Here is a 21,641-nt window from a genome sequence, read left to right on the forward strand (position 1 = left end):
CGTGCCCGTAAGCTGGGCGCGGATGAAGTCATCAACTATCGCCGTACTCCGGCCTGGCAGGATGAGGTTCTGAAACTCACAGATGGCATCGGCGCTGACCTGGCGGTTGACGTCGCTGGCCCGGCCACGCTCAGCCAGACACTTGCCGCTACCCGTTTTGATGGTCGTATCTCCCTGATGGGAGTGCTAACCGGGTTTGACGGTCACATTGATACGGGAGCGATTCTCGAAAAGCGGATCACCCTGCAGGGGATCTATGTCGGCCCCGTGGCAACGCTCGCGTCCCTCGTGAAGACCGGAATCACCCCCCAGGTTGACCAGGTGTTCCCTTTCGAGGAAGCAGAAGCCGGCTATAACGCGCTGCGGGATGCAGGCCATTTCGGCAAACTGGTCATCAAAATAGGATAAAACCAGTGCGCGACGATTCCGTTCCCGCACCCTATGTGCCAGCTGAGGCGGCTTATCTTGCAATTTAAGGTGATGCGCGCTAAATGTAGTTACGTAACCACGATATTTGGAGGCTTGTCATGACGGTCACCACGCTTTCAGGCCGGGAACTCAATCAGGATCTTGGCCGCGCAAAACGCGCGGCCAACGAGGGGCCAGTCATCATCACCGACAGAGGACGGCCAGCGCATGTCCTCTTGTCGTTCGACGAGTATAAACGGCTGACCGGAAAAATGCGGACGCTCGGCGACATGCTGGCTGCACCGGGTGCGGGAGAAATAGATTTGCCGCTTTCGCCGCGGACGGAACGTGCGCAGGCAGTTGACCTGTCCTGATGCTGTTACTCGATACGAATGTTGTCTCCGAACTGCGCAAGATTGTGAGCGGCAAGGCGCATCCCAATGTCGTGGTCTGGAACGAAACCGTTGATCCGGCCGAAACGTTCATCTCTTCTGTTGTTCTGCATGAGCTTGAGATCGGTGTGCGGTTGGTGGAACACAATGACAGCGCTGCCGGGAGAGTATTGCGCAACTGGCTGGACAACACGGTTATTACGGCGTTCTCGGGTCGAATCCTTCCCCTTGACGACGCGGCGGCCTTACAGGCAGCCAAATGGCATGTGCCTGACCCCAAGCCGATCAACGACGCCTATATCGCGGCAACGGCGCTCACCCGTCGCATGACACTCGTCACGCGCAACATCAAGGATTTTGCGGGGATGGGCGTGAAACTCGTCAATCCTTGGGATCCTGCCATGTAGCAGCGGTGTGATAAACTTCGTTCGCGCCAAAACATAGCGACGAAACCGCGATAGCGCTCAATCTTTGCGCAAACCCGCATCCGGACCCAGAAATATTCCAACCCCGTTTGCGGGCATGTGGTCAGCGGAACTGTGCTCGGCAATTGGGGCCATTCACAAACGCAGTGCAGCATCTGCATGGCTGCATTGCACAATAAATAGTTTCCATCTGGGCAGAAATTAGTCATACAGCACATAGCTGATGCATTTTGACGGTCACCTCCCAGTTCCGTCGCATCAGCTGTTCCCCTCTGGAGGTTCAAGATCTCCACACTTCATGGGCCGCGGTTTCCGACGGCCCATTTTTTTATCTTTCGCTCAACTCTGATGTCGCGCGCCTCGCAAGAGGTGGCATCGGCCTGTCCCTCGTGCGTGGTGGGCGGAAAAAGAATGGGAAGGAAGAAAAGGGGGAAGAAGAAACCGGTCGCAGATCGGTCCTCCCGCCGACGCTCACGCTCAACCGCCGCCTGCCGCATCCCGGCAACTCGTCCTTCGCAGGGCCCATAGCCCCGCTTGTCCTTCGCCGCAGGGACGCTCGGCCGCAGTTGCGCCGGTCCGGCCGTCCCGCGGTCCGGAAGATGTCTTCGGAAAAAAGAAGACACGAACAGGAGTGGCAACGGGCCGCTCCGTATCCGGTGAAGGAGAAACCCATGTATCTTGTCACGCTCGATCCACGCGCGCTGAAAGACAACCCCGACAAGACACGCCAGTCAAAGTCATCGCCACAGGGTGATGCGCTACTTCTGGCCACCATCAAGGCCGTCGGTATTATCCAGCCGCCAGTGGTCGAACCCGAAAAGGATGGCGGTAACGGCTACATCATCGATGCCGGCCATCGCCGCGTGCGCCAGGCCATCGCCGCTGGCCTTGAGGAAATTCAGGTTCTCGTCGATGAGGCGGCGAACGACAATGGTGCGATGCGCTCCATGGTGGAAAACACGGCACGCGAACCCCTCAACCCGGTCGACCAATGGCGTGGCATCGAACGGCTCGTGGCTCTCGGCTGGACCGAGGAAGCGATCGCGCTGGCGCTGACACTTCAGGTACGGCAGGTCCGCAAGCTCAGGCTTCTCGCTAACGTATTGCCTGCGATGCTCGACCAGATGGCGCTCGGCGACATGCCGTCCGAGCAGCAGCTTCGCACCATCGCCTCCGCCAGTGTCGAAGAACAGAAGCAGGTCTGGAAAGCCAACAAGCCGAAGAAGGGCGAGCGGGCATCCTGGCACCAGATTTCCAGTGCACTTGCCAAGAAGCGTATGTACGCCAAGGACGCGAGCTTCGGCGACGATCTCGCGGCAGCCTATGGTGTCGAATGGGTCGAGGATCTCTTCGCTCCGGCCGACGAGGATACGCGCTACACAACCAACGTCGAGGGCTTCCTCGGTGCTCAGCACGAGTGGATGACGGCCAATCTCCCGAAACGTGGTGCCATCGTCGAGGTCAATTCCTGGGGACAGCCGGAACTGCCCAGGAAAGCCGAGCGCGTCTACAGCAAGCCGCAGAAATCGGACCATGCCGGCATCTATCTCGATCGTGATGGTAAAGTGCAGACGGTCTATTATCGTCTTCCCGAGGTGAAGAAGCCGAAGGGCGCCGGTGGTGCGACGACGGGCGGTGTCGGAGAGGCCGAGGACGACACGATCATTGGCGCAAAACCACGCCCCGATGTCACTCAGAAGGGCCTCGACATGGTCGGGGATTTTCGGACCGATGCCTTGCATGAGGCGCTCGGCCGCGCGCCGATCGAGGACGATACATTGCTGGCTCTGCTGGTACTCGCCTTTGCAGGTACCAACGTACGCGTCGATTCCGGAGCCGGGGACACGGTTTACGGGCAGAAGCGTTTTGCCCGGCATGTCGTCCGACTGATCGATGAGAATGGCAAGCTGTCCTTCGATCTCGACACCTTGCGGGTCGTTGCCCGCTCGACGCTGGTCGAGGTGCTGTCATGCCGCCGTGGTATGTCGAACAGTGGCGTTATCTCCAGGATTGCCGGCGATGCCATCGGGGCGGATGGCTATCTGCCGAATATGGGCAGCGAAGACTTCCTGCTTTGCTTGTCGCGCCAGGCGCTGGAGGCGTCCTGCAAGGACGCTTCCGTTCTGCCGCGCCAGAAGGTGCGCGAAACCCGCGCTGCGCTGGTCGACCATTATCAGGACGGCCATTTCGTGCACCCCTCGGCTCTCTTCGCACCGGAGGCTGGCGACGTGGCAGATCTGATAAAGCGTGGCGAGGTCATCGACGCCGATGACGACGGCCCGGGTAGTGACGAGGAGGAGATTGCCGCCTCCGAGGATGTCGAGGCTGGAACCGAGGCGGCTCACAGCGACCCGTCCGAAGCCGGTGATGGTGAATCGGGTGAGGATCCTGCCGATACAGACGGTGGATCCGACACGCCGGCAACCGACGAAGACGACAGCGCCTACGGTATCGCCGCCGAATAGCGGTGCAGCTCTCATCCAGATCGTCACCCGCCGCCGGCTCATCACCGGCGGCGGTTTTGTTTCCAGCCCCTCAAATCCACAGGAGAAATCTCATGTCCGCCTCTCTCGTTTTCACGCTCGTTCCGATCGGATCCATCGTGTCCTGGTCTGATGGAACGCCCAAGCCGCCGGAGCGCCATAAGAAAAAACTCGCTGCCTGGAGGACCAGAAACAGCTCCGGCCGCCTGATCCGCAAGCAGCCCAGCCAGACCCGTGGCAGCTACACCGCGCCTGACTGCTTCACCATCCATGAAGGCGACCATGGCAGCAAGGGCACCATCGTGCTGCGTGTCTATCGCACCTTCGATGTTGGCGCCTGCTCCCTGAGTTTCACCGTGGTGGAGCGTCCGGCGATCGGTTCGGTCCGCATCTTCGATCGCGCCGGCGAGGGCGCGGAGCTCGTTCATGTCGCTGCCGATCATCCCGCGGCGGAAGAATGGCTCGCCCGCCACCGGCATCCGCACGCCGTGCTGGAAGAGGTAACGCGCAGCCAGGAAAGCCCGTCCGAGGACAAGGCCGCCGCATAAGCCGCCATTCCCTTTGTACATCGAAATCATCTACCGCCGCCGGCCTGTCCGGCGGCGCTTTCGTGTTCAATTCCCTTATCGAGAAGGAGGACATAGATGTCCGCACTCATGATCTTCGACCTTGCGCCGATCGGCGCCGTCATTTCCTGGTCGGACGGCAATCCTCGCCCGTCCGAGGACAGAATTCACACGCTTGCCGGATGGAAACGCGACAATGCGGTTGGACGGCTGGTGCGTAAACGCAGCCGTACTGTCATGGCACAGTCTCGCATTCCCGCAAGTTTCAAGGTTGCCACGGACGGTATCGACGATCTCGGTGCCATCATCGGCGCCGACTTCAGGATGTTTTCCGTCGGCAGCGTGCTCACTTTCGCCGTGCTTGAACGGCCTCAGGTCGGCTCCATCCGTATTCTTGACGGTGATGCCGAGGATGCTGAACTCCTGCATCTTGCGGCCGATCAAGCCCATGCCGAGATCTGGGTACGGAGCTGTGGCTTCAGCAATACGATGTTGCGCGAGGTCACCGCGGATGAGGTTGCCGCTGACCGGATCGAGGGGAGGGTGGCATGAACAGGCAAGCCAACGCCCATGATGCAATGACCCCCCAAAATTCAGGGGTCGAGTTCGCGCGCAGTGCTGATGATTTCCCGGTCGCCCGGATCGGCGATATCACGCTCGCGATGCTGCCGTTGGTTGATGGCGGCGTTTTCCTTGCCAGTGCCTGGCGTGTGTACCGGCCACTCGCGGAGATGACACGAGCCGATTTTTACGGTCACGAACGCCGGCTGGACGACGAGGCGGCATTCCGCGATCGCGTGTTCGAGACGGCCGAACACCGTCGCGAGCTTGCAGGTCTTGACCGTGTCGAGAGGCGGATCGCCTGCAGCACCCCATGGGGCGCCTCGCAAATGGCGACGGTCTATGCCGAGGGTGTGACGTCACACATGACGGCCGGTCACGGCGGATTTCACCTGTCGATGGAACGCAATCTGCGAATCCATCCTTCGCTTCGCAAGGAGACCCCGTGGTACGAAGAAGATGCCGAATGGGCGATCGTCGCCGTGACTTTCCCGGAGCTATTCACCAGCTACGAGCGCCGGATCGCCGGAAATACGATCCGCAATAGCTGGCCGGATGCGTGGGAAACAATCAACGGCTGCGTGCTGGATCCTGCCGAATCCTGGGAAAAGGCCCGCAGGCTTTTCGACACCGCGCATGCAGACGATTGGGTGGTCATTTCCGCCATCCTTTCCGACCAGCATCAAGGCATGACCGAAGTGATCGCCACGCTCGGCGGGAAACGCGACCTTTCTGCCGGGGAGCGGCGCTATCTTGTGCCAAGTCCCGAATATGGCACCCGGAACCCGCTCGGTTTCGTCATCGATCCGGGCCGTCATCAACTCTACGACGGTTCGTCGAGCTTCGTGGGCTGGAAGGCGCGGAGGACGGCCGGATGAAACCCGTCAATCCTCGCGTGCTGTTGAAGCGAATGGAGGCAGCCCATCGGGACACCCGCCGGCACCTCGATCTCGTTCATCGGCAGATCGCATGCCGCGCCGAACGCATTACGATCACACAGAAGGCAAAGGCGAGACACTCATCCCGCAAGCGGTCGGGTACGCGGTGGTGCCGAAACGACCAGATGCTGCTTCAGGCACATCTCGATCGGCTTCAATTCGAGCGGCGTCTTGAACTCGATGGGCTCGCCGGCAAACTGGCTCGTCAGGAACAGGCGATCGACACGCTGCGTCGAAAACTCGGCGAAGAGGCCGGCCGCAGGGTTGCGTGAGCACCTCGCAGGGACGGTCTTGCGAAGGGGACCCGGGGTGCTGACACGGTGATCGCCAATTGTGGTGAGGGCGCGTCATTGTCGGGCGGGTATCCCACCACGCGTTTCCAATGATGCCTTAAACCCCTTGCCGCTCCGCCCCTCGGTTGTGTTGCGGTCTAAACCGGCGGCCGTCTGCTTCAAGGCCGCTATCGCGCCGCGCGGCGGCCGGAACAGCCTGTCTCACATCACCATCCCGCGTCCCGCGCAGGGCTGCACCCCGCTTGGCCGCAGGCCGATGACGCTCGTCATGGCCGCCCCGGACCCTGAAGCAACCGTCATTCCGCCGGCTTTTCCAGACCGCACCCGAGGGACGGAGCGGCAAGGGGCCGCTTCGGGTCCCCGGAGGAAAACCCGAAGAGGAAACCCTCATGGCAAAGCCCGCTACCCCCTCCCGTCAGTCGCCCCGTCCGTCGGCACGCGTCGTCCAGCTCCGCAAGGGAGCCACCCTCGAAATGGTTCGGCTCACTTGCCCCGATACCGCACAGGCACTGCTGATCGCGGAGAGTTTCGGGACCGCCGTGGTCGATAGCGGCGGCATCCGCGATCTGCATGAGCGGCTGATTATCGAAACCGCAGACAGCCTTTCCGAGGGCCTGGGCGAGCGGGCGATGCAGATCCATCTCCAGCGTGTCGTTGGCGCCTATGTCGGGTCCGCTCATGGTGCGGGACAGTTTTACAGCCGCGCCGTCACCGAGGCTCGCGATGCAACGGCCAAGGCGGCCAACGACGCCCGCGACGAGGACCTCGATGGACCGGTCGGCTACGATAGCGCCGCCCAGCGCAAACGCGAGTTTGCCGCGGACATGGCGATACAGTCCCACGCCCTGCGGATGGCAGCCGAAGGGGCCGTCGCGGCCTATGAACAGGTGGTTGGTGAAAGCTGGAAGCCGTTCGACCGCCCGGTCGAAAATCCCGGCCAAAATCTCGACCGCAAGGCTGCCGCGGCACAGATGGCGGCATTCGACTGATCCGCAAGATGGCGGGGCTTCGGCCCCGCTTTTTTTGTGCCTATAGCGGTGCCCGCTTTCGGCCAGCTTCGCCGGCAGCCGTTTAACCGTCGCAGTTTGTCACTATATCCCCATGGACGGCGTTATCGAAGGGGATCACATGAACAACGAACAAACGTCCAAGATGAAGCCCTGGGTCACCTCGCAAGGCCCGGTTCCTGCCAGTGCCAATGATCTCAAAAAAGCCGCTGCCATCAACGAGTTGCTGACCGAACCCGCGGCAATCCTTCCGCAGCAGGAAACCGATCCGATCTTACCATTCGAGATCGGCATCTTCGAGCAATTCAGCGGCAGACTTCAGCCTAAAATTGCCAGGATCCGTCTTCGGCGTGCTGTCGCCGCCTATGCGGCTGCAAAAAACTACCTGCTGGCCTGCGCCCAGCCGGATGCCATGCGCCATGATATTGCCGGACGTCCGACATCGCCGGTCAGTGCCGACGACAGAATGGCAGCGCAACTGCGCGTGACCGAAATTCGCCGCCAAAGAAAATTGCAGGCCGATATGGCCGGCGGCACACCCGATATCGATATCGGCGGTACCCAACAGGATTGACCCTATCCATCTCCGTCCAGCGCGCCACCCCTTTGTCGTCTTCGGGTGAGGACCAGTGTGGGTCTGCCCCTGCCGTGAGCGCATCGATGGCCAAGAGGCTTTGAACGGTCGCTGCAATGCGGCCCCGTCCTTGCTGTCGGTCCTGCAGGAGCCGGCGGCAAGCCGCAACGGCTGCGCCGTCCTCCACTGCGTTCCGGCCGTTCCGGTGCAGCTCACCGCCTGACAGCTCCTGCCCTAGTCCCTCCGCGACGAGGCCGCAATGGCGCGGCCTCCTGATTGGAGGGCAAAGGAAAATGAGCAGGAAAGAGCACAGCGATCGAAGCGATATCTATTCACGGATCACCGACCGGATCATCGCCGATCTGGAAAAAGGCGTCCGGCCGTGGATGAAACCCTGGAGTTCCGCCAACGCCGCTGGTCGGGTTACCCGGCCGCTGCGCCACAACGGACAGCCCTATTCCGGCATGAACGTCCTCCTGTTGTGGTCGGAGGGTATCGCGCCAGGCTTTGCCTCACAGACCTGGATGACGTTCAAACAGGCCTTGCAGCTGGATGCTGCCGTGCGCAAGGGCGAGACCGGTTCCACCGTCGTCTTCGCCAGCCGCTTCACAAAGTCCGAGGACGATGGAAAGGGCGGCGAGGTCGATCGGGAGATCCCGTTCCTGAAGGCCTACAGCGTATTCAATGTCGAACAGATCGACGGTCTGCCCGACCATTATTACCATCATCCGGTCGTGCAGATCGATCCCGTCGAGCGCCTCGAACAGGTTGACCGGTTCTTTCGCCGCACCGGGGCCCTTATCCGGCATGGCGGTAGCCAGGCCTATTATTCGCCGGTCATGGACTACATCCAGATGCCCCCCTTCGAGACGTTCAAGGATGCGGCCAGCTACTATGCAACCTTGAGTCACGAGGCAACCCATTGGACGGCAAGTCCGGAGCGGGTCGGACGCGACCTCAGCCGCTATGCCAAGGACAGATCGGAGCGTAGCCGCGAAGAGCTAATTGCCGAGCTGGGCAGCGTTTTTTTAGCCGCGGACGTGGGAATTTCGCCCGAGCTCGAACCACGGCCCGACCATGCAAGCTACCTCCACTCATGGTTGAAGGTATTGGGTGAAGATAAGCGCGCAATCTTCCAGGCAGCGGCCCATGCGCAACGCGCCACCGCCTATCTGCATGGCTTGCAGCCGAACGGTGCTGAACACAGGGAGGCTGCGTGATGGCCCTCCCGTGCACGAGATTGCTCATCCTGGCGTGCTCGGCGACCAAACGCAACGATCCCCGATACATGCCGGCCATCGACCGCTACGATGGCCCGCTCTGGCGGACGCTGCGCACGGTCGATCCGCGAAGGGAGAAGGCGCAAGTCGCCTTTCTCTCCGCCCATCTCGGCTTCCGCGCTGCAGACATGCCGATCGAAATCTACGATGCCCGTATGACGGAAACTATGGTCGCTGCGATGAAGAGGGGCGATCTCGGAACACGCTGGCCGCGACCGACGTCTCATGCCCGCGTCATGCCGTCTGGCGAACATCCGGGAATGCACATCGCTTCGCTCACCGAGCATCGGAAATTTGCCTTTTGCGACGTCGCGCTCGCCGGCGGGCATCTCTATCTCGACGTCATGCGGCACCTTGTCGATCTGTTTTGTAAAGGCGGCTATGTCGCCGGTGACGCCCGGATCACGGAGATCAATGAATCCATCGGTTTCATGCGACGCGCCCTGCGCCGGTGGCTCGTCGACCAGAACGGGGAGGCGGGCTGATGGCGTATTCTCCGCTTGTCCCGAACCAGGTCACCGGATCCTCTGAAATCCGGCTGCGGGCGCTCAGCCTCGGTGCTGGCGTGCAATCGACCACTATGGCCCTGATGGCGGCCCATGGAGAGATCGGTCCGATGCCCGATTGCGCCATCTTCGCAGACACCGGATGGGAACCGAAGGCCGTCTATGATCATCTCGCATGGCTGATGTCATCCACTGTCCTGCCATTCCCGGTCCATATCGTCTCGAACGGAAACATCCGCAACCAGCTCATGGAGGCAGGCGCTGGCAACCGCTGGGCCTCCATTCCCGCCTTCACCCGCACGGTAACGCCAGTCGGTTCCCGTGTGCCGATCCTCGATGAAGATGAGGAGGGCGAAATTGTCACCGTCGGCACACGCCAGACCAGAACCGAGACAATCTCGATTGGCATGATCCGACGCCAATGCACCTCCGACTACAAGATCGTTCCGATCCGCAGGAAGGTCCGCGAGCTTGCCGGGCTCACCCGCCGGCGGTCTCCCGACGCACCGGTTGTGGAACAATGGATCGGCATCAGCCTTGATGAAGTCGTCAGAATGAAACCAAGTCGGGAGGCATGGCAAATCAACCGATGGCCGCTCATCGAACAGCGCATGAGCCGACGCGATTGCCTTGCGTGGCTGCGCCGCCATGACTATCCCGAGCCCCCGAAATCCGCCTGCATCGGGTGCCCCTTCCATGACGATGCACGCTGGCGCTTCATGCGCGATCACGACACCGATGCCTGGATCGATGCGGTCGAGGTCGACCGCGCCATTCGCAGCGGATTGCGCGGCATTCGCGGGCAGGTCTTTCTCCATCGCTCGGGCGTGCCGCTCGATCGGGCGGACCTGTCGACGGCCGCCGACCACGGTCAGCTCGATCTGTGGCCGAATGAATGCGAGGGGATGTGCGGTGTCTGATCGATCCTCCAGCGCCGAAGTGCGCAACCCTCTTCTGCAACTGCCCGCGGCGCAAAAAATGCGATCTCTGCCACCGGAAGCGCGTGCGGTTCTGGCAGAGCTTCTGCGGGAACTGTCGTTTGACGCGCGGGAACGCGCCGAACGGAGCTGGCGACAGAACAAGGCGCCGATGGCGGTCTACTGGAAAGCCGTTGCCGTCTATGCCGGGCATCTCTATCGGATCGCGCGTCTGACAGGAGCCCGGCGCGATCGGGCGAGCGCAACCCGTGCCTCAGAGGCGGAAGTCGGCAATGGCGCCCCTGGACATGACACCCGGCGTTCTGATCGGCGGTGAACCGGACAAGGCGGTCTTCATCCCTTTCGGCAGGGTTGCCGACGGCAGATATCAGGTGCCGCCGCTGACGCATCACAGGGATGAGATGAGCTGTGCCGTGCGTCGGTGAAGTCCATCCGTGCGCTGCCTCAAACGCAACGGGAGGGGCAGGCGGAAAACCCACCGTCCCGGAAAAAGTCGTCGCCGGACGAAAGCGCCAGCATGCGGCCGATCACGAACGTCCGTGCCACCGAAAGGGTTCGTTTGAAGCAGGGGACCGCCGAGACCCCGCGCCCTGCCAGGTTCCTCCGCCCTGGACACCGGTGCACCCACGCAGACCTCGATGGAACTGGTGTGACCGCAAGACGCCTGCGGCTCGATCGGCCGACCGCAACGACCGGCCCGGACTATTTTCCGCCGCCCGGCAGGCCGGGCTTTGCATCGCGAAACAAAATAGCCCGCTCCAGCCGCCCTCCACTGCGTTCCGGCCCCTGAAGGGGTGCAGTACCGATCGCTCCCGGTCCTTACACCGTCATCGAGGCAGCGATGGGCGCAGCCCGATCACACGAAAGGAACCAAGTCATGGCAGTCATCGGCGAATTCACCACCAACGGCAACACCATCGTCGGCAACGTTCGCACTCTAACCGTCGCAATGAAGGCCCGCCTCAATCCCATCGAGCGCGTCTCCCGCGACGCCCCGGACTTCCGCGTCACCTCTGGCGCCGCCGAAGTGGGAGCCGGCTGGAACTCGGTCTCGGCGAACGGCGAGCCCTACATCTCCCTCAAGCTCGACGATCCGAGCTTCAACGCCCCGATCAACGCCGCCCTGTGGCCGGCCGAAAAAGAAGGCGACTACGTCCTCGTCTGGTCCCGCCCGAACCGCGAGGCCGCATGACCGGGATCCACGAATGGCCCCGCCGCGAGGCGGGGTCGTTCGCAAAAAGCAACAAAGCCGGAGCCGGGCAGCGAGCCAGGATCCGGCTTTGTCATTGTCATGGGATGCCTCAGGCGTTGAGTGCGTCCTTTACGGCCTTGCCCGGCGTAAACGCCAGCTTCTTCGCGGCCGCGATCTTGATCGTCGCCCCGGTTGCCGGGTTGCGCCCCTCGCGCTCCGGTGTTTCCTTCAGCTTGAATTTGCCAAAGCTCGGAATGGACGTCTCCGCACCGGCCAGCGCCGCCTCGGTAATCTGCCGGAAGACGCTCTCCACAATCGCCTTGGCCTGCACCTTGCTAAGGTTCTGCTCGGACGCGATCTTGTCAGCAATTTCATTGGTCGTGGTCATGATATAACAGCTCCTCGTGTTTCACACCTTCCGGTATGATCTTGAAGATGCCGCAACGATAAGTGCGAAACATCCGCATTCGACCGAAAAGGCGCGAAAACCACAGGAATTATGCGTCTTCGGGTGTCCCTGAGGCCCGGCGGGCCATCTACCCCCGTCCAATGGACAAGGCCGACGAACAGGTCAGGTCTCTCCCGATACGATGAAGAAGCAGGCGGGTATCGAACCCGCCTGCTTCTTTCCGGTGCCATACGGAGAGGTGGGGTCTGCTCAGATCGTCCCATTGTGCCGTTCGGAAATGACGGCCTCAAGGACGCATGGTTCCCCCAATTTGCTCCGCCCGCCCTGCCGGGCAGGTTCCGCAAATCGGCTCCCCCATACGCCGGCTTCGCCGGTCGCGTGCCGCGATCCTTGACCCCGCCATCCCCTCACGCCGCTGGTCCCCGTCTTTCACAAACGTCAAGGAGACGACGATGACCTATGCCCTCGAAATCCAGGTTGAAGAGTTGCGCGCCGAGATGCGGGCCGTAGTCGATGCCGCAGAGCGCCGCCAGATCAAGGCCGAGCTCGAACTCGCCCAGGCTGAGCTGGCCGCCGCGCTTGCCGAACAGGACGGCAGCCATTCCTCGGAGCCTCCGTTCTGACGGAGGCTTCTGCCGCAGTTGCCGGCCCAGCCCGCCGGATCGACCGGCGGCCAGGGCCCGACGCTTCGCTTCGCCACCGACCACACCAATACCGCAGCCTGCATCCCACCGGAAGAGATCGGGAAGGTTGCCGCGTCGTTCCTTTAGATCCCCTGTCATCGGCATCGGGGATGTTGCAGCCCGGTCGTTGCACTGCAACCTGCCGGCAACGGAGTTTTCCCCGCCTTCGGCTCCTCGCGCTTCAAAATTCCGTCGCCGGCAGGTCCTCCGCATACGCTGCGGCCCTTTCGGGTGCAGCACGCCTTTCCGGGCCGCGGCCTATCCCCGCAATGACACGTTATCGAAAGGAGTAAACATCATGCGCCAACTCGCCCAATTCCTCACCGCCACCGGTCGCCGGCTGCGCGCACTCGGCAAAGTCGCCGGCCATTTCTTCCGCAAAGGCAAACTCGGCCTCAAGCTCGCAATCAAGATCCCGTTCTTCGTCGAGATCGAGATCGCCTTCGAGACGGACTGGGACCGGCGCCGATAAGGCACCAGTCGAGGCCTGCTCGCGCGGGCCTCGTTCCACCTGACGTCCCGCCGGGCGATAGCCGCGTGTCCGCTTCTGGCGAACGAGATCGAGAAACAGCAGCACCGCCTCCTCTTCACGCTGGAAGATATGCGCCTTCGACTGGCCGCGCGCGCCGATGCGTCCCCAGCGGCGCGTCAGCCGGGTCTCTCCAAACAGGGTCTCCGAGATATCCATGGCATAATAACGAGCCATGTTCATCGAGACGTCCCTGCGTTCGATATAAAGCTGATAGGGCTGGGCAATCATGACGACAGAATCGTCGATTGCCGATTCTGCGTCCAACCAGAGATTTGAATCGGTCAGGCCCGACCGATTCATCTCGGTGATGGATCAATCGCACCAGGGATGCCGTGCGCCGTCCCAGCGCCGCGCCAGACCTTCAGCAACCAGAATGTCGCCGATGGACTGCCCGTCGCGGACAACCCTGCGCAACTTCCGGCCATACCTGTCCTCGTCCCGATCACCCGCCACAAGCGAGAATGCCCCGTCATTGAGGAGGTCGAGCAAACGTGTCTTCGCCGCCTCGCCCTTGATCCTCTCCGCCTCACACCGCGGCGGGCTGAGTTCCGGCGTGTCGATATCCGCAATCCTGATCTTCTGATCACCAAGCCAGAACGTGTCGCCGTCGACCACGCAGTCGCGATGCGGTCCATTCGGACAGATATCGAAGCGAACCGAAACCGGAGCGTTTGCCCGTGCAGACATCGGCGGCCCGAGATCAACGATGATGTCCTGCGTTGCGACAAGATAACCGCCAAACACCACCAAAGCGATGATGGTCGCCAATACGATGCTGCTGGGTCGGATACGGCTGCGTTTCCACCTCGGCCGTTTCGGCGGTCTTCGTTCAGCCGTGGCGGCTGGTTTCCGCTTGTCGGTTCGTTTGCTTCGCTCGTCATCGAGCTTGACGATCTTCTTCAATGCCTGCCGTTCCTCGCAATCTGTTTCGTTTCCCGCCTTATCCGAATATTTGCGGAGTGAAAGGGGATTGAGGGCGAGCCGCTACGCGGACGGCTCTATTCGCTGCGCGAACGGAGCCCGCAAGCGGTCTCCGCCGATGCCGGTGACGATCCTCTCCCTCGGCTGCGCCGACGGAAATCGCCTTTGGCGATCCATTCCGGTCTGATCGGGAAAAGAGGGCGCCGCCCTCTCTCCCCAGCAAGGTCCAGTCGCCGGTCTCCCCGTCCTTCCGCGCCGGCTTGTGCAGGACGGGTGATCCCCCTCCGGCGCCTGCGCCTTGCCCCCCTCTCACCCGCCGCTCCGCGCGCGCTCGGGAAGCAGGAGCGGGGCCTGCTTCCTGACGAAAGGCCCTTCGCTTCGCGAACCGAAGGAGCTTCAAAATGACCCTCAACGCCTATCTTGTCGAAGTCGAAACCCGCAGCATCCGTATGGTGACGATCGATCCGGCAAACAGCCTTGCCGACATTCGCCGTCATATCGGATGCAACCTCATCGACATGGTGAGGATCGACCGGAACCATTGCATCATCGTTGACGACAACGGGCTGATGGACGAGATCCCATGCTTCACCGAGGTGGCGGATTATGCAAGTCCGCTGGCCGGCAATCTCCTGATCGTCGGTACCGACCAGTTTGGCGAAACCGTTTCACCGCAGCGGCCCATCGAGGATTTTGCCGCCATCCTGACGATCCGGTTCCCGGTCCTGTCACCGACTTTCGAGGCAATCAGCGGACCGCATGTATTCGGCAGCCGCGTCAGCGGTTTTACCGCCACGCTGAAGGCCGCCAATCCGGCCGTCATCGCCACGGTGTGAGGGCGACAGAAGGGGGCGGCAATCCCGTCCCCGCTCACCCGATACGACGCGCTAAGGACCCGACGGATGGGTCTGTCATCGCACCTTCGCCGGGTGGTCCGGATCGACCGGCCCGCCCGGCGGCAAGAGGGCCTAGCCCTCTCACACTCTCCCTCAACACGGACACGGCGCCCCTGGCGCCGTGGGCTCTTCTTCTCTGACTTCCCATTTTGCACCCGCCACTCCGGCGTCAAGGACTGCGCGGTTCCCCCAATTTTCAGGCGCCGCCTTTGGGCGTCGTCAGAAAATCGGCTCCCCCGCTTGCCGCCTCCGGCGGCCGCGTTCCGCGATCCCTGACCCCTCGCGGCTATCGTGCGGACTCCTTCCGTCAGAAAACGAAAGGAGACTTCCTATGACACAGCGCAAGATCAAATACATCGATGGTGGAAGCCCGGAATACTGGCGGCAGCGCACCGAGGGGTTCCGTCTCATCCGCGAGGCAGAACGGGCACTGATCCGTGTCAAAAACGCGCCGCAATACATTGCCGGCAGCTGGGACGAAGACTATGGCGACTATGAGCCGGTCGAAAATCTCGGCCCCTATGACGATATGGATGAGGCAATCCGAGCCATCGAAGCCAATGAGACGGCCGTCGACATCCTCGTTGCCCAGCGCCGGACCCATTTCGGCGACTGGCCTGTCGCCGCCGTGATCCGCGAACTGGGGACCGACTGATATGAAGACGAGAGGCGGCACGGTCGCCTCTCGTCTTTTCCGCGTGGTCCTGACCGCTTGCCGGCATCGAGCCTGCGCGCGGTCTTGAGGGGCGAGACTTGCCGCCTCTCCCCTCAAACTCCCCTCTCCCTGCGGTGCGGGGCAGGCCCCGCCCGGCCTCCCGGGCCGGTAAACGGACGCTGCCGCGACTTCCCCAAACAATACGGAGAGGAGGATCGTCCTGCGCTGCGCCCTCATGCTTCGGGCATCCGCTCCAGACGATCCTCCTCTCCTGCGGTGCGTTCGCCGCCCAGTCGTTCGCATGTCATCGATGTCCGCTCCCTGCGGTCACGGGCATCCCGACTGCTCCCGACGGCGGCTCACTTCAGCATCTCTCACCACCATGTCCGGCCCACGCGCTATTCCTCCTCCGCGGATCACAGGCGATACACCTGTGATCGCTGTTGCATCGTCTGACGACTCGCAACAGCATTGGCGGGTCGGGCACGTGGGCTGGACATGGTGGTGAGAGATGGCAGGATACGGAAAAATGTGCTACATTTTATCCAGTAAATCGCGAAACACGTCCGCGATTGATTATTGCTACTCTGTGCTGGAGCTGTTGAAGCTTATGGATGACGGAATTACCGATGGTGGGGCGGCAGTTAAAGCCAAGCCGCAAACCATTCATAGCCGCGTTTCGGCGGACGAATATGATGCAATCGATGCAGCCGCAAAGGCGGCTGACATGACGATGAGTGCATTTTTTAAAGCTGTATTCCTGCAAGGGGCAGGAGTGAAGCCAGTCTTTAATGACGAAGACCGGGCGCTTTTGTCTCTCATGCTAGAAGACATGCGTGTGATTGGCGTCAATCTCAATCAGGTAGCCCGAGCTCTGAATAGTGGAAAATTGGTATCTGATAGCGAAATCCGCATGGTGGTCGGGGATGTGCAGAAGATGCAGGTCGGCGTCCTCAGCGAGTTGCGGCGCGTTACCAAGCGATCCGGATACAGGCATCGCAGCAAGGAATAGCAGTCGATGGAGTTTTTTCTCGGAGCCTTTGAGAGTGAATGGGAGCAGCATCGCGCGGCGCTGTTGCATGAGCTTTCTTTGGGTTCCAGTGCTGCGAGTGGCGCGGAAGAAGAAATGCGCCGGAGGCTGCGCGAACTGCAAATCGCAGGAGGTGTCGCAGCAGCAGGTAGTGCTTCAGTGCCGAAAATGCGTACGGGATCCTCAAGGGCACAGGGTTTCCAGATCTTTGGAAGTACGGCAAGCAAGCCAATTGCGGCAGCTAGGCCGATGGAAGCGCGTCTGGCCGCGGTCGCAGCAGGCAGTCAACCGTCCGTGGTAAAAATGGCATCGTACGGTGGCGGTGCGCGGTTCGGCGCGATGGTCAATTACGTATCTCGCAGCGGGGAAATACACGTCGAAAAGGAAAATGGTGAGCGCCTTCATGGTCGCGAGGATCTAGCCCGGTTGCGGGGAGATTGGGAGCCATTGTTTCAAAATCGTGCCGAGAGCAGGGATATTGGAACTTTCCATGTGACGATCGAAGCTACTGGTTTCAAAACAGAAGAAGCTTTGCACCAGCTCGTACGCGAAAGCCTGGCGAGCGGGTTAAGTAATCGCAGCTTCGCTTATGCAGTTTCGCAGCCATCACATGGAGTTTTGAAAGTTGACGGTCTGGTGGTCTTGCGCAGCGCGGAAGGGGAGCGGTTGACCGGCGACCCGAAGGCGGCTGACATTATTCAGAGACGTTACAACGAAAGCGCGGTGTCCGAGCTGGCGAGGGCGCGGTTCCGTTTTACGGGGTATGGTAATGGCGTGGAATATGGCGCTGCCAAGCTGCGAAATCTGGTCGAGGAACATAAGGGAGAAGTTCGCGATGATAAGGGGCGCGAGATCTCCGATGCGCGTTCCGCCGGCGACCTGGTGCAAAAGCAGTGGCGTCGGGAGTTGCATAGCCGCAAGGGCAGGGATGTGGCGCATGTCATCATGTCTGCCAAAGCAGGCACCAATGTTCAGGCTTTCGAAGGCGCTGTTCGGGATTTTCTGGCCGCTCAGTTCGAAGGACACCGCTACATATTTGCGATGCATGATCCGTTCAGCGATCCGAAGGAGATGGGGCAGGGCGGAAAGCGACCGCATATCCATGCCCATGCCATTATCGCTATGCGTTCGGATGCCGGTGATCGGGTAGAAACCTCGCCACAGGTTTTTCGCCAATGGCGCGAACTTATGGCTGAAAAGGCGCGCCAGCACGGAATCGCTATGGAAATGACGGACAGGCGCGAGTTTGCAAATGCTCCAGCCTACACGCGCAATCAGGTGCGGCCGGTTAATCGCGAGGGACGAACGGAACATGAGGGGACGAGTGCGGCGGCTCAGTCGCGTTATGATGCCAAGCGGTCAGGTCGGCGGAGCGTGGCGCGAAGCGTGCGCAGCCTTGAATATACCGTAAAGGTAACTCAGAGTTGGGAGAAAATTGCAATGGCAAGCGGCAATCATCAGATTGCCTCATACGCCATCCAGCAAAGAGATATAGTTGTATCAACCAGTTCGCATCAATCGGAAGCTAAAACTTCTAACATCGTTCATGCAGAATTCGGGTCACATTACCGCACCAATTTGGTAAAGTTGCAAAACATCATTTTGGAGGGTGAAAAAGTGCGCGAAATGTCGAGAAGCGATTTTGAGGCATATGAGAAAGAAGTTGAAACAGCTTTGTTCCGGCTTGGCCGCAATCTCGGACCGGAAGAGAAAGCCGATCTGGATCAGGTAGCGCAGTATACGCGCGAGCATGTCAATCTAATGCGCGAGCATATGGAATTGACTGAACAGCGTGGATTGACCGTTGAAACCCCATCTCGTGAAAGCGAGCAAGATAGCTCGTCAATGCAGATCGCTCGCGAAGCCGATTCCGAAATTGCCAAGCCAGCGCATGTTATCGTGGAAGCAGAGCAGGGTCGGCCATCGGCAGATAATGCCAGCGAACCTCGTTCAAGCATGGATGACGAGGAGAAAGCAGCTGCAGCATCCTATCAGGCCGAAATGGATCGTTCATTCCCGGATGAGATCACGAGACGATATTATATTCGTGAGGATCACGGGGGGACGCAGCGAGTCTTTGTCGATTCAAAGGGTGAGCGCGAAGTGTTCCAGGACAATGGAGAGAAGCTGCGCGCTAAATCGTTCGATGCTCAGGGCGTTCGGTTGATGATCGAAACAGCAGCGCATCGAGGCTGGACGAGCATCGAAATAACGGGGAGCAAGGAGTTCCGCCGTGAAACTTGGTTGGAGGGCCAGGCGCACGGTATTTCGGTCAAGGGCTATCAGCCGACGGAACTGGATTGGCAAGATCTGGCGCGTCGCGAGCAGTCCTACTTGCGCAATGAAATTGTTCCGATCGAGGGCAGGGCGCTGGACGCGGCTCACCGGGATCAGGAGCAATCTGCAGGATCGGATCAGTCGAGCAAGGTCGATAGAGAGCCACAGAATGCAGATAATTCTGGAACGTCACACTCGAAGACCGTCGACTATAAGGAGGGTGTGCAGGGCATCCTCGTTGAGACAGGCGAAAAGCCTTATCAGGATAATGAAAAAAATGAGCCTTCGCCATTTGTCGTTATTGAAACGGCCAATGGCAATCGCACGGTATGGGGTGTCGGATTACCGGATGCGTTGCATCGCGCCGGCGCTGAAATCGGCGATGAAATTCATTTGCGGTCCACTGGGACGGAACGCGTTTTGAAAACCGTCATTCAGGAAGTCGATGGTCAGAAGCAGCGTGTCGAGCAAATGGTCGATCGCCGGGCATGGGAAGCGAACGTGCTTGAAGAGCGGGATCGGACAGATGGAAAAGTTGAAGGTTCCAAACAGCTCGACAATCAGATTAATATGGAAGTGAAGGGCGTTGCTCGCGATGGAGAAACCCTGCGCACCGATCCACCCCAGCAACAAGTTCCGCGATTGCAGGAACTAGAACAAGAGCAGCAGCAAAAGAAAGAACGCGACGAACACGAGCGTTAAAGGACGATGCGACACGATTATATTTATAATTCACCTCCCGATCCGAAGGCTGACGACGCTTTTGCAAAATTCTTTGCGGTTCTGTTCTGGCTCGTCCTTGGTTTGGTTGCAATCGTGTATGTCGCTACTGTCGTTGGAGATTGGTTTAACGCGGCCTTAGCGTTGATAACGGATATGTTCGCTTACGTTTTCAGCTTTTTGCCGTTTTGACGGATTGCTAAAAAATGGCAGGCGCTTTTGCAGTCCGGCTACATTTGAGGTTTATGCTGTGAAGCAGCTATTTTTGTGCGCGCCGCTCAAGGGAAGATCGCAGCAAGTCGACCAGAGAGGAGCGCTGATCACGTTTGAGTTTGTCGAGATTGCGCTGCCGCCAGCGAATTGCCGGAAGATCTGCGACATGACCGATCTTCAGCAAGGACCAATCCGGTTCACCACGCTCGAACCTGATTAGAAATTCGCGGTGCTCATCCGGCATTCCGCCGATCAGTTCGTCAATCATCTTTTGCTGCGCTTCGATCAGTTCCTCAATGTGAACCAGCTCCTCGGTCATGCCTTCAAAACCATTGCGGTATTCGTTCGTGAGGTCTTTGACCCGGCCCGAAAGCACCTCGCCCATGGGGCGATTGTGGCTGAGGAGATAAACAAGAAAAACTTCGCGCAACTCGTCGCTCAGCCCTTCATGTGCGAACAAACCCTGCACATCGAAAAGATCACGCGGATGCTGGCGATCAAGCGCTGCAACCAGCTTTCCAGCAAACAGGTCTTCAAAGGAAACGACGCTGGTTTCGGCAAAACCGAAGGCGTCTTCGACCGCCTCGGTGACAGGGATAACAGAAGGCTCGTGCACTACGCCGCGCAAGACAGGGGAGACTTCAATCTTCACTTGTGTTCCCTCGGCCATGACAAGAAGCCGCAAGATCGCGCCGTCGTGGATATTTTCGGCGACGCGAGCGCCGGGTACTTCTGCTAATGCTGTCCTTCTGATCCGCTTCATGGCTGCGTCAATCTCGGCTAGTGCCTCCGGCCTGTCGTTGACGGGCAAATACATGAGGTCGATGTCAACGGAGAGGCGCGGCAGGTTGCGTATAAAGAGATTGATCGCGGTTCCACCCTTGAGCGAAAAACAGGTTTCGCGCGCTACAATAGGAATCAGGCGCATAAGCAGCCTGACCTGGCCCTGATACTGATCACGAAATGGCATCGAAGTCCCTCGGTACGGTGATGTGATAGACCGGATCAAGCTTGCCACCGGGCACAAGCATGCGCTTACCCTTCCCGAGATCGATTGCGGTTTTGTCCAGTCGCTTGACCCACGCATGGCCATGACGATCCGCGAAATAAAAGAACAGACGTTTGACCTTCACGCTGTCGCAATCCAGAAGCAGTCTTTGCAGCCGCCTCGGGCTGAAATTTGCGGCACTCTGCATAATCATATCGGCCTGATGGAAACTCTCATTGCGCGGCAGTTCATCGAGCATTTCGAGATAAGCGCGCTCTGGCTGCGAAAGCGTCATAGGCCAGTCCCACTGTCCCCATGCGAGTGTGCCAAGCCCTTGTGTGATTGGTTCATTGCGGAATAAGGTGGCGCTGTTGTGATAGATAAAGCGCTGGGGCAGTTGCAGCTTGTTCAGCCATGCAGGCGGTTTTTCTGGTCCGTAGAGATGAACAATCCTTGTCTCGTGAGCGAGGTAATGCGCAAAGCCCTGTAATTCTAACGCCGTGCGTCCGCCGACATAGAGCGGCGCTCGTGAAAGCAGGGTTTGGAGCGATATGATGACTTGCTGCCAACTCAGCGTGCCGCGCGGTTTTTTATAGATGCTGCGTACCGGCTGTTCCAGCCAGCCGTTCTTAACGTAATAGGCGCGCAGGTTACTGGCGATGCCGCGCTGTTGCAGCCAGGCAGCATCCACAACCAACCCTTCTGGCAGATCTCTTTCGAGCCGGTTTAACAGTGAGGTGCTTTGCTCAGCCAT

At 60.0% G+C, this 21,641-nt stretch carries 24 protein-coding genes and 1 pseudogene; 20 read left to right on the top strand and 5 right to left on the bottom strand.

Translation table 11 applies throughout. From position 1 onward, the window contains the following. The first annotated feature begins 12 nt into the window (after positions 1-12). The 15 genes from OANT_RS26050 to OANT_RS24035 all read left to right on the top strand — a co-directional run bounded on the left by OANT_RS26050 (position 13) and on the right by OANT_RS24035 (position 11,563). The gene (locus OANT_RS26050) at positions 13-408 is read left to right on the top strand and encodes a zinc-binding dehydrogenase (protein ID WP_080514378.1); all 396 of its coding nucleotides are present in this window, start codon (positions 13-15) and stop codon (positions 406-408) included. A gap of 119 nt (positions 409-527) precedes the next feature. Then, complete coding sequence (locus OANT_RS23965) at positions 528-782, top strand: type II toxin-antitoxin system Phd/YefM family antitoxin (RefSeq protein ID WP_011982952.1); 255 nt, start codon at positions 528-530, stop codon at positions 780-782. Then, a complete protein-coding gene (locus OANT_RS23970; protein ID WP_011982953.1) occupies positions 782-1,207 on the top strand; it encodes a type II toxin-antitoxin system VapC family toxin in 426 nt (141 codons plus the stop codon). The genes OANT_RS23965 and OANT_RS23970 overlap by 1 nt, the downstream gene beginning before the upstream one ends. A gap of 689 nt (positions 1,208-1,896) precedes the next feature. Further along, a complete protein-coding gene (locus OANT_RS23980) occupies positions 1,897-3,690 on the top strand; it encodes a ParB/RepB/Spo0J family partition protein (RefSeq protein ID WP_011982954.1) in 1,794 nt (597 codons plus the stop codon). Positions 3,691-3,782: 92 nt separating this feature from the next. Then, positions 3,783-4,256, top strand: a complete 474-nt coding sequence (locus OANT_RS23985; protein ID WP_011982955.1) for a UCP036055 family protein — start codon at positions 3,783-3,785, stop codon at positions 4,254-4,256. 96 nt (positions 4,257-4,352) lie between these two features. Further along, positions 4,353-4,826 (top strand): UCP036055 family protein, encoded by a 474-nt coding sequence (locus tag OANT_RS23990; RefSeq protein ID WP_011982956.1) that lies wholly within the window; start codon positions 4,353-4,355, stop codon positions 4,824-4,826. Next, positions 4,823-5,713, top strand: coding sequence for a DUF7007 domain-containing protein (locus OANT_RS23995; RefSeq protein ID WP_011982957.1), 891 nt, complete (start codon positions 4,823-4,825; stop codon positions 5,711-5,713). The genes OANT_RS23990 and OANT_RS23995 overlap by 4 nt, the downstream gene beginning before the upstream one ends. Further along, positions 5,710-6,045, top strand: a complete 336-nt coding sequence (locus tag OANT_RS24000) for a hypothetical protein (protein WP_011982958.1) — start codon at positions 5,710-5,712, stop codon at positions 6,043-6,045. Before OANT_RS23995 ends, OANT_RS24000 begins: the two co-directional genes overlap by 4 nt. A gap of 410 nt (positions 6,046-6,455) precedes the next feature. Then, positions 6,456-7,055 (top strand): hypothetical protein, encoded by a 600-nt coding sequence (locus OANT_RS24005; protein ID WP_011982959.1) that lies wholly within the window; start codon positions 6,456-6,458, stop codon positions 7,053-7,055. Positions 7,056-7,167: 112 nt separating this feature from the next. Next, positions 7,168-7,647 (top strand): ProQ/FinO family protein, encoded by a 480-nt coding sequence (locus tag OANT_RS24010; RefSeq protein WP_246750206.1) that lies wholly within the window; start codon positions 7,168-7,170, stop codon positions 7,645-7,647. Positions 7,648-7,940: 293 nt separating this feature from the next. Continuing rightward, complete coding sequence (locus OANT_RS24015; protein ID WP_011982961.1) at positions 7,941-8,867, top strand: ArdC family protein; 927 nt, start codon at positions 7,941-7,943, stop codon at positions 8,865-8,867. Continuing rightward, a complete protein-coding gene (locus tag OANT_RS24020; protein ID WP_011982962.1) occupies positions 8,867-9,412 on the top strand; it encodes a hypothetical protein in 546 nt (181 codons plus the stop codon). The genes OANT_RS24015 and OANT_RS24020 overlap by 1 nt, the downstream gene beginning before the upstream one ends. Further along, positions 9,412-10,353 carry a hypothetical protein gene (locus OANT_RS24025; RefSeq protein ID WP_011982963.1) on the top strand — a complete coding sequence of 314 codons (942 nt, stop codon included), beginning with the start codon at positions 9,412-9,414 and terminating at the stop codon, positions 10,351-10,353. Before OANT_RS24020 ends, OANT_RS24025 begins: the two co-directional genes overlap by 1 nt. Next, positions 10,346-10,687, top strand: coding sequence for a hypothetical protein (locus tag OANT_RS24030; RefSeq protein ID WP_198650704.1), 342 nt, complete (start codon positions 10,346-10,348; stop codon positions 10,685-10,687). The genes OANT_RS24025 and OANT_RS24030 overlap by 8 nt, the downstream gene beginning before the upstream one ends. Positions 10,688-11,248: 561 nt before the next feature. Then, complete coding sequence (locus tag OANT_RS24035; RefSeq protein WP_035226669.1) at positions 11,249-11,563, top strand: DUF736 domain-containing protein; 315 nt, start codon at positions 11,249-11,251, stop codon at positions 11,561-11,563. Positions 11,564-11,672: 109 nt separating this feature from the next. Here OANT_RS24035 and OANT_RS24040 read toward each other — a convergent pair whose 3' ends face one another. Further along, complete coding sequence (locus tag OANT_RS24040) at positions 11,673-11,951, bottom strand: HU family DNA-binding protein (RefSeq protein ID WP_011982965.1); 279 nt, start codon at positions 11,949-11,951, stop codon at positions 11,673-11,675. A gap of 473 nt (positions 11,952-12,424) precedes the next feature. On the opposite strand from OANT_RS24040, the gene OANT_RS26960 reads away from it, so the two are divergent. Further along, positions 12,425-12,595, top strand: coding sequence for a hypothetical protein (locus OANT_RS26960; protein WP_011982966.1), 171 nt, complete (start codon positions 12,425-12,427; stop codon positions 12,593-12,595). Positions 12,596-13,229: 634 nt separating this feature from the next. Here the strand turns inward: OANT_RS26960 and OANT_RS26230 are convergent. Together OANT_RS26230 and OANT_RS26060 are read right to left on the bottom strand one after the other, a co-directional pair. Next, positions 13,230-13,487, bottom strand: a pseudogene (locus tag OANT_RS26230) (WGR domain-containing protein); the annotation flags it as partial. A 12-nt stretch (positions 13,488-13,499) separates the two neighbouring features. Further along, the gene (locus OANT_RS26060; RefSeq protein ID WP_373366461.1) at positions 13,500-13,931 is read right to left on the bottom strand and encodes a thermonuclease family protein; all 432 of its coding nucleotides are present in this window, start codon (positions 13,929-13,931) and stop codon (positions 13,500-13,502) included. A 578-nt stretch (positions 13,932-14,509) separates the two neighbouring features. On the opposite strand from OANT_RS26060, the gene OANT_RS24055 reads away from it, so the two are divergent. From OANT_RS24055 to OANT_RS24070, 4 genes are all read left to right on the top strand, one after another. Further along, the gene (locus OANT_RS24055; protein WP_011982969.1) at positions 14,510-14,944 is read left to right on the top strand and encodes a DUF3846 domain-containing protein; all 435 of its coding nucleotides are present in this window, start codon (positions 14,510-14,512) and stop codon (positions 14,942-14,944) included. A 391-nt stretch (positions 14,945-15,335) separates the two neighbouring features. Further along, on the top strand, positions 15,336-15,659 hold the full coding sequence (locus OANT_RS24060; RefSeq protein ID WP_011982970.1) for a hypothetical protein: 324 nt from the start codon (positions 15,336-15,338) through the stop codon (positions 15,657-15,659). A 511-nt stretch (positions 15,660-16,170) separates the two neighbouring features. Continuing rightward, positions 16,171-16,671 (top strand): MobC family plasmid mobilization relaxosome protein, encoded by a 501-nt coding sequence (locus OANT_RS24065; protein ID WP_235823086.1) that lies wholly within the window; start codon positions 16,171-16,173, stop codon positions 16,669-16,671. 6 nt (positions 16,672-16,677) lie between these two features. After that, entirely contained in the window at positions 16,678-19,668 is a 2,991-nt protein-coding gene (locus OANT_RS24070) for an LPD7 domain-containing protein (RefSeq protein WP_011982972.1), read from the top strand. A gap of 277 nt (positions 19,669-19,945) precedes the next feature. Here OANT_RS24070 and OANT_RS24080 read toward each other — a convergent pair whose 3' ends face one another. Together OANT_RS24080 and OANT_RS24085 are read right to left on the bottom strand one after the other, a co-directional pair. Further along, a complete protein-coding gene (locus OANT_RS24080) occupies positions 19,946-20,869 on the bottom strand; it encodes a nucleotidyl transferase AbiEii/AbiGii toxin family protein (RefSeq protein WP_011982973.1) in 924 nt (307 codons plus the stop codon). Then, positions 20,856-21,641, bottom strand: a complete 786-nt coding sequence (locus tag OANT_RS24085) for a type IV toxin-antitoxin system AbiEi family antitoxin domain-containing protein (protein WP_011982974.1) — start codon at positions 21,639-21,641, stop codon at positions 20,856-20,858. The genes OANT_RS24080 and OANT_RS24085 overlap by 14 nt, the downstream gene beginning before the upstream one ends.

The organism is Brucella anthropi ATCC 49188 (assembly GCF_000017405.1).
Lineage (GTDB): Bacteria > Pseudomonadota > Alphaproteobacteria > Rhizobiales > Rhizobiaceae > Brucella > Brucella anthropi.